Source organism: Dyella sp. PARNA 12/25 (assembly GCF_055702865.1).
The window spans coordinates 480,082-492,610 of sequence record NZ_JBVQCI010000001.1 but is presented as its reverse complement, the minus strand read 5'-3'; the positions used below and the strand labels follow the sequence as shown (position 1 = coordinate 492,610).

General features: G+C 63.6%; 9 protein-coding genes. 4 read left to right on the top strand and 5 right to left on the bottom strand.

The genetic code is table 11. From position 1 onward, the window contains the following. Window positions 1-56: 56 nt before the first annotated feature. The 4 genes from AC0GUR_RS02270 (at window position 57) to AC0GUR_RS02255 (ending at window position 6,756) form a co-directional block, all read left to right on the top strand. Window positions 57-665, top strand: coding sequence for a GNAT family N-acetyltransferase (locus AC0GUR_RS02270; RefSeq protein WP_472875842.1), 609 nt, complete (start codon window positions 57-59; stop codon window positions 663-665). A gap of 371 nt (window positions 666-1,036) precedes the next feature. Further along, window positions 1,037-4,492 carry a transcription-repair coupling factor gene (gene mfd / locus AC0GUR_RS02265; RefSeq protein ID WP_472875841.1) on the top strand — a complete coding sequence of 1,152 codons (3,456 nt, stop codon included), beginning with the start codon at window positions 1,037-1,039 and terminating at the stop codon, window positions 4,490-4,492. Between the two features lie 673 nt (window positions 4,493-5,165). Continuing rightward, complete coding sequence (locus AC0GUR_RS02260; protein WP_472875840.1) at window positions 5,166-5,585, top strand: VOC family protein; 420 nt, start codon at window positions 5,166-5,168, stop codon at window positions 5,583-5,585. A 13-nt stretch (window positions 5,586-5,598) separates the two neighbouring features. After that, on the top strand, window positions 5,599-6,756 hold the full coding sequence (locus AC0GUR_RS02255; RefSeq protein ID WP_472875839.1) for a calcium:cation antiporter: 1,158 nt from the start codon (window positions 5,599-5,601) through the stop codon (window positions 6,754-6,756). Between the two features lie 10 nt (window positions 6,757-6,766). Here the strand turns inward: AC0GUR_RS02255 and egtD are convergent, their stop codons facing one another. The 5 genes from egtD to AC0GUR_RS02230 all read right to left on the bottom strand — a co-directional run bounded on the left by egtD (window position 6,767) and on the right by AC0GUR_RS02230 (window position 12,504). Continuing rightward, window positions 6,767-7,762 (bottom strand): L-histidine N(alpha)-methyltransferase, encoded by a 996-nt coding sequence (gene egtD, locus AC0GUR_RS02250; protein ID WP_472875838.1) that lies wholly within the window; start codon window positions 7,760-7,762, stop codon window positions 6,767-6,769. Then, a complete protein-coding gene (gene egtB / locus AC0GUR_RS02245) occupies window positions 7,759-9,012 on the bottom strand; it encodes an ergothioneine biosynthesis protein EgtB (RefSeq protein WP_472875837.1) in 1,254 nt (417 codons plus the stop codon). The genes egtD and egtB overlap by 4 nt, the downstream gene beginning before the upstream one ends. Window positions 9,013-9,288: 276 nt before the next feature. After that, window positions 9,289-9,660: a hypothetical protein gene (locus AC0GUR_RS02240; protein WP_472875836.1), complete on the bottom strand. Its 372-nt coding sequence runs from the start codon at window positions 9,658-9,660 to the stop codon at window positions 9,289-9,291. 127 nt (window positions 9,661-9,787) lie between these two features. Further along, window positions 9,788-11,983: a bifunctional 23S rRNA (guanine(2069)-N(7))-methyltransferase RlmK/23S rRNA (guanine(2445)-N(2))-methyltransferase RlmL gene (rlmKL, locus tag AC0GUR_RS02235; protein WP_472875835.1), complete on the bottom strand. Its 2,196-nt coding sequence runs from the start codon at window positions 11,981-11,983 to the stop codon at window positions 9,788-9,790. Then, window positions 11,980-12,504 (bottom strand): alpha/beta hydrolase, encoded by a 525-nt coding sequence (locus AC0GUR_RS02230; protein WP_472875834.1) that lies wholly within the window; start codon window positions 12,502-12,504, stop codon window positions 11,980-11,982. The genes rlmKL and AC0GUR_RS02230 overlap by 4 nt, the downstream gene beginning before the upstream one ends. Window positions 12,505-12,529 lie beyond the last annotated feature (25 nt).

Here is a 12,529-nt window from a genome sequence, read left to right as displayed (position 1 = left end):
ATGAATGAAGGCCCTTTGTTCATGTTGCGGTGCACACAATACGGTAAAGTATGGCCATGACACCCGCCATCGACTACTCCACAACCCGACGTGGTCTGGTTCCTCCGCGCAGCACCGAACGGTTCGCCCGTCCGCGGCTGCTTGAGCTGCCCAAGCCCCAGGGCGAGCTGGTCCACACGCACGATGGCCGCGAACTCCGGTTGCGCGGTATTGAGCCGGGTGATGTAGCCGCATTGAAGCGCCAGTTCTGCCGCCTGTCACCGGAAGACATTCGCCGCCGCTTCCTCCACGCGATGTGCGAGCTGCCGGAGCCGATGGCGCAGCGCCTGTGCCGTATAGACCCTGCCTTCGAAACGGCTTTCGTGCTGATGGACGAAACCGTGCGGCCGGCCGAGATTCGCGGCGTCGGCCGCATCTACGTAGATGAAGCGGCCGACAGCGCGGAATTTTCTGTACTGGTGGAGCACGACTGGGCACGCCAGGGCTTGGGCGCGCTACTCATGCAGCGACTGGTCAACGATTGCCGCCGCCGCGGCCTGAGCGAAATCTGGGGCTATGTGCTGCTGGAGAACCGCCCGATGCTGGAGCTGTGCAGGGAGCTGGGCTTCGTCCGCCGCCTGATCCCGGATGAGCCCGGCACCACGCTGATCTCGCTGCAGCTCTGAGCCTGACCCATACGCTGATGTGAACTAAGAGCCTGTTCACCATCTCCGCATAGCCCGTGTTGTTCGCCAGCGCCCGCCAGAGAGTGGTGCGTGGCGCCGTGCCTGACTGGCCGTCAGGTCAAGCCGCGTACCACGCCCTGGCGGGCGCTGGCGAACAACCCTGCGGGCCGGGTCTGTTTGCCCACCATCCGGCGTCATCACTCGGTCGTGTATCGACATACACTCCGTCGTTCTTCCTTGTCTAGCGGGCAAACTGCTCCCGGCACGGGCCATGCGGAGATGGTGAACAGGCTCAACCCCGGCCTTCCGGGGCGGTCGCGTTACACTTGCCCGCTTTCCAGGTGCCGCGCACTTCGAGTCCCAGCGTCCGCATGGCCTATACGATCCCCCATCCGTCCCTGCCCTCCACCCCCAAGCAGCGTCGTTTCTGGACGTCGCCGCACGGCTCCTCACGCGCCCTGCTGGTCGCCGAGGCAGCACGCACGCACCAAGGCCTGCTGGTGGCCGTCACGCGTGACACGCAGCGTGCCAGCGCCTTGGAAGACGAGTTGCACGTATTCGCGGGCAACCTGCCGGTGTTGCATTTCCCGGATTGGGAAACGCTGCCCTACGACGTGTTCAGCCCGCACCCGGACATCGTCTCCCAGCGCGTCGCCACCCTATACCAGCTGCCCAACGTGCAACGTGGCGTGCTGGTGGTGCCCATCGCCACCTTGATGCAGCGCATCGCCCCGCGCAGCCACATCACGGGCGCGGGACTGGTGGTGAAAAAGAAACAGAAGCTCGACCTCGCGGCCGAGCAGCGGCGACTGGAGGCGGCCGGTTACCGCAACGTGCCGCAGGTAGGCGAGCCTGGTGACTTCGCCGTGCGCGGCGCGCTGATCGACATCTTCCCGATGGGTGCGGTCGAGCCGTACCGCATCGAGCTGTTCGACGACGAAGTGGAATCCATCCGTAGCTTCGACCCGGAAACGCAGCGCTCGCAGCAACAGGTGGAACACATCGAGCTGTTGCCCGCGCGCGAATTCCCGCTTACCGAGAACGCCGCCAAGGACTTTCGCACTCGCCTGCGCGAACGCTTTCCCATCGACGTGCGTCGCTGCCCGCTCTACCAGGACATCAAGGAAGGCGTGACCCCGGGCGGCATCGAGTACTACCTGCCGCTGTTCTTCGAGCAGACCGCCACGCTGTTCGACTACCTCGCCGACAACGCCGTGTTCCTGCTGGGCGAAGGTGCGCTGGAATCCGCCGATCAGTTCTGGACGCAGACCGGCGAGCGCTACGACCAACGCGCGCACGACATCGAGCGCCCGGTGTTGCCGCCAGCAGAGTTGTATCTGCAACCCGAACTGTTGCGCGAGCAGCTCAACAAGCGCTTGCGCGTGGAGCTGGTGGAAAGCAGCCACGAACACGCCCTGCCCAACGGCACACAGCCCGCACCGGAGCTGCCGCTTAACCGCAAGGGTGAAGAACCGGGCACCTCGCTGCGCCACTTTCTGTCGAGCTACCCGGGTCGCGTGCTGATTGCCGCCGATTCGGCCGGCCGACGCGAAGCGTTGATCGAACAGCTCGCCAGCGCCGGCCTCAAGCCGGACACCGTGGATGGTTGGCAGGCCTTCCTCACTGATGCGGACCAGCGGCGGCTTTCGATCACCATCGCTGCGCTGGAACAGGGCTTCGCGCTCAACGACCCCGCGTTCACAGTACTCACCGAACGCGAGTTGTTCGGCGAGCGCGTGCGCACGGAACGCAAGCGCCGCCGGGGCGCGGCGCGCGATCCGGAAAGCATCATCCGCGACCTCACCGAACTGACCATCGGCGCACCCATCGTGCACGTCGATCACGGCGTAGGCCGCTATCAGGGCCTGGTCTCGATGGAACTGGGTGGCATGGAGGGCGAGTTCCTCACCATCGAGTACGCCAAGGGCGACAAGCTCTACGTGCCCGTGGCGCAGCTGGGCCTGGTCAGCCGCTACACCGGCACGGCGCCCGAACTTGCGCCGCTGCATTCGCTAGGTGGCGATGCGTGGGAACGCGCGCGCCGCAAGGCCGCGGAAAAGGTGCGCGACGTGGCGGCAGAACTGCTCGCCATCTATGCGCAGCGCGAAGCGCGCGGCGGCGAGTCGATGCCCATCGATCGCCAGATGGTGGAGGAATTCGGAGCCAGCTTCCCGTTCGAGGAAACACCCGACCAGGAACAGGCCATCGACTCGGTGCTGAAAGACCTCGCCGCACCGCGCGCCATGGACCGCGTGATCTGCGGCGACGTAGGCTTCGGCAAGACCGAAGTAGCGCTGCGCGCCGCTTTCGCCGCGGCCACGGCCGGCCGACAGGTCGCCGTGCTGGTGCCCACCACCCTGCTCGCCCAGCAGCACTACCGCAACTTTGCCGATCGTTTCGCCGACTGGCCGGTGAAGGTCGACGTGCTATCGCGTTTCAAATCGTCCAAGGAAGTGAACGATGCATTGAAGCGCCTCGGCGAAGGCCAGATCGACGTGATCATCGGCACGCACAAGCTGCTCGCGCCGGACATCAAGTTCAAGAATCTCGGCCTTGTCATTGTCGACGAAGAGCAGCGCTTCGGCGTCCGCCAGAAGGAACAGCTGAAGAAGCTGCGCGCCGAGGTGGATCTGCTCACCATGACGGCCACGCCGATCCCGCGCACGCTGAACATGGCGATGAGCGGCCTGCGCGACCTGTCACTGATCGCCACCCCGCCCGCACATCGCATGGCGGTGCGCACGTTCATCGCGCAATGGGAGCCGGCGCTGGTCCGCGAAGCGTTCCAGCGCGAGCTGCAGCGCGGCGGCCAGGTGTATTTCCTGCACAACGAAGTCGACACCATCGAGCGCGCGGCGCGTGAGCTGGAGGAGCTAATCCCCGAAGCGCGCATCGGCATTGCCCACGGCCAGATGGCCGAGCGCGAGCTGGAGCGCGTGATGGCAGACTTCCACCGCCAGCGCTTCAACGCGCTGGTGTGCACCACCATCATCGAAACCGGCATCGACATCCCGACCGCCAACACCATTATCATCAACCGCGCCGATCGCTTCGGCCTCGCGCAGTTGCACCAGTTGCGCGGCCGCGTGGGACGTTCGCACCACCGCGCTTACGCCTATCTTGTCGTGCCCGACCGCAAGGCGATGACCGCCGACGCGGAAAAGCGCCTCGAAGCCATTGCCTCGCTCGAAGAGCTCGGTGCGGGCTTCACACTGGCGACTCACGACCTGGAAATTCGCGGCGCAGGCGAACTGCTGGGCGACGAACAATCCGGCCAGATCCAGGAAATCGGCTTCGGTCTCTACACTGAACTGCTGGAACGCGCCGTGCGCGCGCTGAAATCCGGCAAGCTGCCCGACTTCGATCTAAGCAGCGAGCACGAAACCGAAGTGGAACTGCACCTGCCGGCGCTGATCCCCGACGACTACCTGCCCGACGTCCACACGCGCCTGACCTTGTACAAGCGCATCGCCAGCGCGCGCAGTGACGAGCGCCTGCGCGACCTGCAAGTGGAAATGATCGACCGCTTCGGCCTGCTGCCCGATCCTGCTAAGCAACTCTTTGCCATCGCTGGACTGAAGCTGATGGCCACGCCGTTGGGTATTCGCAAACTCGACTTCGGTGCCAATGGTGGGCGCATCACCTTCCGCGACAAGCCCGAAGTCGACCCGATGGCGATCATTCGCCTGATTCAGGGGCAGCCGCGGGTTTACAAGCTGGATGGTCAGGACAAGCTCAAGGTGAGCTTGGAGCTGCCGGGGGCAACCGAACGTATTCGTTCTGCGCACGAAGTGCTGGTGCAGTTGGGTGCGCGGCGGCCCAGCTAAGGGCCTTTGCAGAGACCGCTGACCGCTTCGGTGCTGCCTTCCCGCGAGCACCCGCCCCTCACCCCGGCCCTCTCCCCAAAGGGGAGAGGGAGAAGTGTGGCGCAGCCGCACCTCGCTTTAAGTCCTCTTCCCTTTGGCGCGTTGCGGTGTAGCTGCGCCGCGTGTCGTGCGATCGTGACGTTCCGGGCTTCGCCGCCGCCAAGGCTTGTATTAATCACGACGCTACGACGACCTCGCTCTGGAGGCCGTTTTCTTTGGGTTACTTTTGACGCGAAGCTAATCCCCGTGGGACTTTTGGGCCAGCAAAAGAAAAGTGACTCGAGCGTCCCACGGGGACTAGCTTTGCGTCGTCGGCAGACGACATTGCCACCTTCACGGTGATCGAAACGCCCGCCGCGTCCCACAGGGACTAGCTTTGCGTCGTAGGCGGCATGCTGGCGGGTTCGCCACATTCAAGGCCAAGAGCAATGGCACTGGATGACCAGCTTCGCTGTTGTAAAGCGCTTCCCGCCTTCGCGGGGATGACGGTGAGGCACGGACAGGGCTCGCAGGACATTTGGAAAAGCCTCCAAGCGTCACCAGCGCCCCGTCGCAGACAGCGAATCACCAACCAACCACACGCCAAGCGTCAGAGTAAGCGCCCCAAGTGCCCAGCACAAAGGCCCTACCCACCATGCTCACCAACCGCTCCATGCCACCGGGCATCTTCATCCCCGAACTGGCATACGCCAACGTGGCGGTCGCCGCAGAGTGGCTATGTCGCGCCTTTGGCTTCCGGGAACGCCTGCGCATCGCCGACCATCGCATACAGCTCGTGTTCGAGGGCGCATCAATGGTCGTCACGGAACGGATGGACGACGACCAACCCGTCGACATGGCCCACGGCGTCATGGTCCGCGTAAGCGACGTCGACCAACACCATGCCCGTGCACGAGACAACGGCGCACACATCATCAACCCACTCGAGAACTTCCCTTTTGGCGAACGGCGATACACGGCAGAGGACATCGGCGGGCATCGCTGGGTATTCTCACAGTCCATCGCCGACGTGCATCCCGCCGATTGGGGCGGCACTTGGCGCGAGACACTGTAAAGCAGGAGACCTTATGACGCACGACGCACAACCTTCCTCCGAGTCGCGCTGGCAGTTCAATCCCAGGATGCTGATCCGTCCCGTCATTGCCTGGGTCACGGTCAGCCTGTTCCTGATCTACGGCTCGGACTGGATGCAGCACCTGAGCCGCCACGATGTCGGCCTCGGCTTGTTTGCATGGTTGTTCTTCGTGATCGTGTGGGGTTCCTTCGGCGTCGTGCACGAAGCGGAGGAATTGGCGAGCCTACTCGGCGAACCGGTGGGTACGCTGGTGCTAACGCTATCCATCGTGATCATCGAGGTGGTTCTGATCTCTGCCGTGATGCTCGGCGCTGGCGACACGGCCACCCTCGCGCGCGACACCATGTTCGCGGTGCTGATGATTGTGCTCAACGGTGTCGTGGGGCTGGGCTTGCTGGTCGGTGGTATTCGTCATCACGAGCAGGCGTTCAACCTGCATGGCGCGTCCGCATTTCTCGCGGTGATCATTCCGTTGGCCACCATCGCCCTGGTGCTGCCCAACTTCACTGCGTCGACGCCCGATGGCTCGCTCACCTCGATACAGGCCGTCAGCTTCTCGATCCTCACCATTGCGCTCTACGGCTTATTCCTGTGGCTGCAGACCGGACGCTACAAGGGTTACTTCGTCGCGCCGCGATCCGACTCGGACATGAATCTGCCGGAATCGCCGCCACCGCCGCCGCGCAAGCCGCGTAAAGGTGAGCTGATGTTTCATGTGCTGCTGTTGCTGATCAACATCCTGCCGATCGTGATCCTCTCCAAGAGCCTGGCCAAGGTGCTGGACTATGGCATCGAGGCAACCGGCGCGCCGCAAGCCCTAGGCGGCGTCATCATCGCCATGCTGGTGTTTACGCCGGAAGGCATCTCGGCGCTTATCGCCATTCGCCGCGACGAACTCACGCGCGCCATCAACCTTTGCCTTGGCGGTGCGGCCTCCACCGTGGGCCTCACGGTGCCGGCGGTGCTGGCGATCGGCCTGCTCACCGGCAAGCCGGTGGTGCTGGGCCTGCCGCCCGCCAGCATCGTGCTGCTCGCCTCCACGCTGGTGTTGAGCTCGCTGACGTTCTCAGGTTGGCGCACCACCATGCTGGAGGGTGCCGTACACCTGTCGATGTTCGCCGTATTCGTGGTGCTCGTATTCAGCCCCTAATGGCTAAAGATCAGCCGTGCGGCGCCGTCCTGGCGCCCGCACGCACCAGGTAGTACACGGCGAACATGTGCTGCGGATCGGTCCATGAGTGCGCCACTTCCAGGCCAGCCTTGCCGGCCAAGGTGGCGAAGTCATCGGGTGAGTACTTGCAGCTGTATTCCACCTGCATCGCTTCCTCGCAACCGAAGCTCACCTGCTGCTTGCCGACGCGCACTTTCTGGTCGCTCTTGCTGACCAGAAAGGTCTCGATGCGGCCAGCCATGGCGTTGTAATGTGCAACGTGGCGAAACTCGGGGATGTTGAAGTCGCTGCCGATCTCGCGATTGAGCCGCACCAGCATGTTTAGGGTGAACTCGGCGGTGACGCCCGCGCGATCGTTGTAAGCGGCTTCGATGGTCGCCACATCTTTCTTCAGATCCGCGCCAATAAGGATGCCGCCGTTATCGCCCATTTCGGCGCGCATCTTGCGCAGCAACTCCGCGGCTTCGCGCGATTCGAAGTTGCCGATGGTGGAACCGGGAAAGTAAAGCACGGTATGCCGTGGTGCACGAGGCGGAATCGGCAGACGCAGCGGACGAGTGAAATCCGCCAGCAAGGGCTGTACGGGCAACGAAGGGAAACTCTCGGCGAGATCATGTACGCAGCGACGTAGCGGCTCGGGTGATATTTCAACCGGCACGTAGGACACCGGGTGGTGAAGGTGCTCCAGCAACATGCGTGTCTTCACCGCGTTGCCGCTGCCATATTCCACCAGCCGTACATCCTCACCCAGCACGTGCGCCATCTCGTCCGCGTGCGCAGACATCAGTTCGATTTCGCAACGGGTGAGGTAGTACTCCGGCTGCTCGCAGATGGCCTCGAACAGTTGTGAGCCACGCTCGTCGTAGAACAGCCAGGATGGCAGGCGCTTGGGGCGGGAACGCAGACCGCGTTGCACAATGCCGGTCAGGCTATCGACAGGCGGGCGACGATCGTCATCGTGCAGTTCAAAGGCTCGTACATTCATCGGTCCTGACCCAATCGAATCCCCATGAACTGCCAACGCGCATGGGGTGGAAAGAAGTTGCGGTAGCTCGCGCGAATGTGTTCGCGCGGCGTGACGCAGGAACCGCCACGCAGCACCCATTGCCCGCACATGAATTTGCCGTTGTACTCGCCCAGCGCACCCGCGAGCGGCCGGAACCCGGGATAGCTGACATAGGGCGACGCCGTCCACTCCCAGACATCGCCGAACATCTGCAACATCCCTGCAGCGGACTCGGCCGCCTGCGGATGCAACGCATGGTTATCCAGCAGATTGCCATGCACGGGCAACGCCGATGCCGCGCTCTCCCACTCCACTTCGGTGGGCAGTCGCGCCCCGGCCCAGCGGGCGAAGGCATCGGCTTCGTAGTAGCTGACATGACTGACCGGTGCTTCGGGATCGATCTGCTGCACGCCGGCCAGCGTGAACTCACTGGACAAATCTTCCTGCCAGTACAGGGGGCGCTGCCATTGTTCGCGGCACACCGTGTCCCATCCGTCCGAAAGCCACAACGATGGCTCGCTATAGCCACCGTCATGGACGAAGGCCGCGTATTCCCCATTGGTCACCAGCCGGTTGGCCAATGCGTGCGGCGACAACAGCGCGCGATGTCGGGGTGATTCGTTATCGAACGCAAAGCCCACGCTACCATGACCGATCTCTACCACGTCATCGCTACCAGCGATGAACTCCAGCGGCACCGGTGACGTGGTTCCTGTCGATGCGAGAGGCGCCGTGTAAGCCGGCAACAGCGGATTGGAAGCAAAGGCGTGCTTGATGTCCGTGAGCAACAATTCCTGGTGCTGCTGCTCGTGTTCCAGCCCCAGTTCGATGATGGCCTGTGTGGTCGCATCGACACCGCGCACCAGCCGCTCGCTGACAGCCTCGTCGACGCGTTCGCGGTAATCACGAATTTGCGTGACGCCCGGTCGCGACAACAACCCACGCCGCGGCCGCGCGTGCATGGGTCCTACGGTCTGGTAGTAGGAGTTGAACAGATAGTGCCATTCCGGATGCAGCGAACGATAAGCAGCATCACGCTCAAGTACGAACTGCTCGAAGAACCATGTGGTATGCGCAAGATGCCATTTGGCCGGACTCGCATCCGGCATGGATTGCACCATCATGTCTTCGGCACTGAGCGGCGCGCACAGGGCTATGCTGCGGGAGCGGATTCGCCGGAATCGCAGCATCAGCGCTTCGGCTTGTACGGCCGATGGCGCCAATGTCATTGGCGCCCCCTGCAATGGACGGCGCCATGCTCCGCACCGCGGAGCTTATGCACATGTTTCGAACGGCGGTCGGCGCATGGTGACATTCGCGCACCATGCCGCAGCGACTGTTCAGATCGTGTGATGCGACGATGGCGAATACCTGACAGCGAGGGTTATGCAAGGAAGCCAGTCAGGAATCCGACAGGTGTACTTGTTTGAATGGGTTGCTACAGAAACGACGAAGCCCGGCCGGAGCCGGGCTTCGTACTATGGGCGTGTAACCCTGGCGCGAGATCAGTGACCGTAGTGGCGGTAACCGTCGCGATAGTAGTAACGATCACGATCACGATCACGACGGTAATAACCACCGTGACCACCCACAATGACGGTAGCGCCAACGCCAGGACCGTAATATGCGGGAGCCGGGGCGTAATACACCGGGGCCGGAGCGTAGTAGACCGGCGGCGGAGGGGGCGCATACACCACCGGCGGGGGTGCGTACACCACCGGAGCCGGTGCGTAGTAGCCGACGCCCACCGCTGGCAGACCCACGCCAATATTCAAGCTGACGTGGCCAGCAAAAGCGGGCGCCACGGCGGCGCAGCCGATCAGCATGGCAGTCGCAATGGCAACGCGCTTGACGATGGAAGTCTTAGTGTTCTTCATGAGGTTGTCTCCCAAGGGAGGCTTGATTCCGGCGGAAGGACTCGAGGCTGCCTTCTACCGCTCTTTGCCGTGCTTAATGCTCTGACTTTCGCGCTGAATCCGCACTGAGTAGAAAGCGTGAAGACGACTAACGTCGCCCCTGATTACGGACGTGGTTCACACTCTCTCCCCAAGGGGACGCCTGTGTGTGCAAACGCAGCAACCAGCAGCCATGGATATCCGAACGGCGGGTGAAATCGAACGGGATACTCGGGGCGCTCCAGTCATCAATAGTGAACCGTTCAGCCAGCGCCTCATGATCCAGCTTGAAGCGTCGGAAATTGTTCGAAAACACGATGACACCGTCCGCCGAGAGACGCTCGGCGCAGGCCAGCAAGAGCTGAACGTGGTCGCGCTGGACGTCGAAGTCCTCTGCCCGTTTGGAGTTGGAGAACGTCGGCGGATCGACGTAGATCAGCCCGTAGCGTTCGCGATCCCGCTGCAGGAAGGTCATGGCGTCGGCCTGCATCAGGCGATGCCCGGCACCGGTGTAGCCATTCAGCGCCAGGTTGCGCGACGCCCAATCCAGGTAGGTGGCCGAAAGGTCCACGCTGGTGGTGTCACGCGCCCCGCCAGCGGCGGCATAGACGCTCGCCGTGGCCGTATAGGCAAACAGGTTGAGGAAGCGCCGGCCGGAGGCCAGCTCGCGCACCTTGGCGCGCACCAGCCGGTGGTCGATGAATAGCCCGGTGTCCAGGTAATCCGTGAGATTGACCAGGAAGCGCAGGCCTCCCTCACCCACCTCAATGAACTCGCCGCGCTGGTCGAACTGACCGTACTTGGAGCCACCCTTGCCGCGCTCGCGCGTCTTCAGGGCAATGCGGTCGCGCGGCACCCCGAGGACTTCGCCCGCCACACGAACGATCTCGCGCAAACGGTGCCTGGCGGTTTCCGCCGGAATGTCGGCCGGTGCGCGGTACTCCTGCACATGCAGCCAGGGCTCACCCTTCGACTGACCGTACACGTCGATGGCTGCCGCGTACTCCGGCAGGTCCTGGTCGTAGGCGCGCCAGCAATGGATGTCTTCGCGCTCGAGCCGCTTGCGCAGATGGCGTACGTTTTTTTCCAAACGGTTGCGCAGCATCTGCGCACCTTCTGACAACGGCTTCACTTCGCGCGGCGTTTCGCTGCGCGCATGCAGCTCGAACACCAGCAGCACGGTTTCCAGTGCACCGTTGTAGAGCGCGTATTTCTTTTCGGCCCGCAGCGGAATCGCATGGCCCAGCTCAGTGTCACCCGCCAGCACGGCCGCACGCCAGCCGGCGAAGCGCTCGCGCAGGGTTTCGCCCAGTGCGCGATAGAGACGGGGCATTTCGGCGCGATCACCCAGGCGTTCGCCATAAGGCGGATTGGTGATGACCAAGCCTCGGCTGTAGCCCGGCGGCGGCGACACGTGCGTGACGTCGTGCTTGTCCAGGGTCAGAAAGCCGGACACGCCCGCTTCCTGAGCATTGCGCTTGGCTGTCTGCACCATGCGCGGGTCGGCATCGCTGCCAAAGAAGCAGCTGCGCAGCGCGCGAAGGCCGGCTTCGGCGCGTTGACGCGCCTCGTCCAGCAAGGTTCGCCACGCGGCAATGTCGTGCTGGGCCCAGCCGAGGAAACCGTAATACTCGCGGTGCAAACCGGGCGCGACGTCCGCCGCCATCCAGGCGCCTTCGATCAGCAAAGTGCCGGAGCCGCACATCGGGTCGAGCAATGCGCCACCTTCGGCGTAGACCTCCGGCCAGCGAGCACGCAGCAGCATGGCGGCGGCGAGGTTTTCCTTGAGCGGCGCTTCGCCCTGCAGTTCCCGCCAGCCGCGGCGATGCAAGGGCGCGCCGGCCAGATCGATCGACAGCGTGGCGCGATCACGACGCAGGCGCAGGTTGATGCGCACATCGGGTTCGTCGGTATCCACGCCCGGGCGCGAACCATCGCGCTGACGGAATTGATCGACCACGGCGTCCTTCACGCGCTGCGCAATGAACTGACTGTGGGTGAGCTTGCTCTGCGCCGAGTTGGCGTCCACCGCCAAGGTGGCGTGCGAAGCGAGGTGACGCGACCAGTCGATGGCTTGCACGCCGGCATACAGCGCGTCATCGGTCACGGCATCGAACTCCGCCAACGGCATCAGCACGCGGCTGGCCAGGCGCGACCACAAGCAGGCGCGATACGCGGTTTCCAGCGAGCCGGAGAAATGCGCACCAGCCAGCGCTTCCCGCACGTCTTCGGCGCCCAGCGCCACCAGTTCGTCGCGCAGCAGGTATTCCAGGCCCTTGGGGCAGGTAGCGAAGAACGCGCTCATGCGGTGCCCAACTGTGCAAGGAACAAACCGAACTGGTCGACGATGCGCTCGACGCTGTCGCCCAGGCGATGGTCGTCATCGACCATGATCAGCGGCAATCGGCGGCGACCGGCAAAGGCCAACACACCCTCTGGCGGGCACACATCATCCCTCCAGCCGTGAAAGAGCAAGGTCGGCACGCCTTCGCTCAGGTCGAAGGACTGGCGGTAGCCCGGAATCTCACTCGGGGTAGCCAGCAGGAACAGGCCAGCGACCGGACGCTGCAATGACGCCAGGCCCGACACGAACGAACCCATGCTCGAGCCCACCAGCACCGGAGGCGCATCCAGGCTGTCGATGGCGGCAGTGAGGCGCTCAAGGCGCGGATCGACTGAGCCGGCAAAGCCCGACGCGTCATCGCTACGGTAATCCGGGCGCTGGGTTTTCCAACCCAGCGACTCGGCGAAAGCGGCCAGCACGCTGACCTTGGTGGCGTCCGGACCGGAGTCCGAACCGTGCGAAAGAATGATCTGGCCGCGCATATGCGGTCTCCGAAACAGCGTCCAT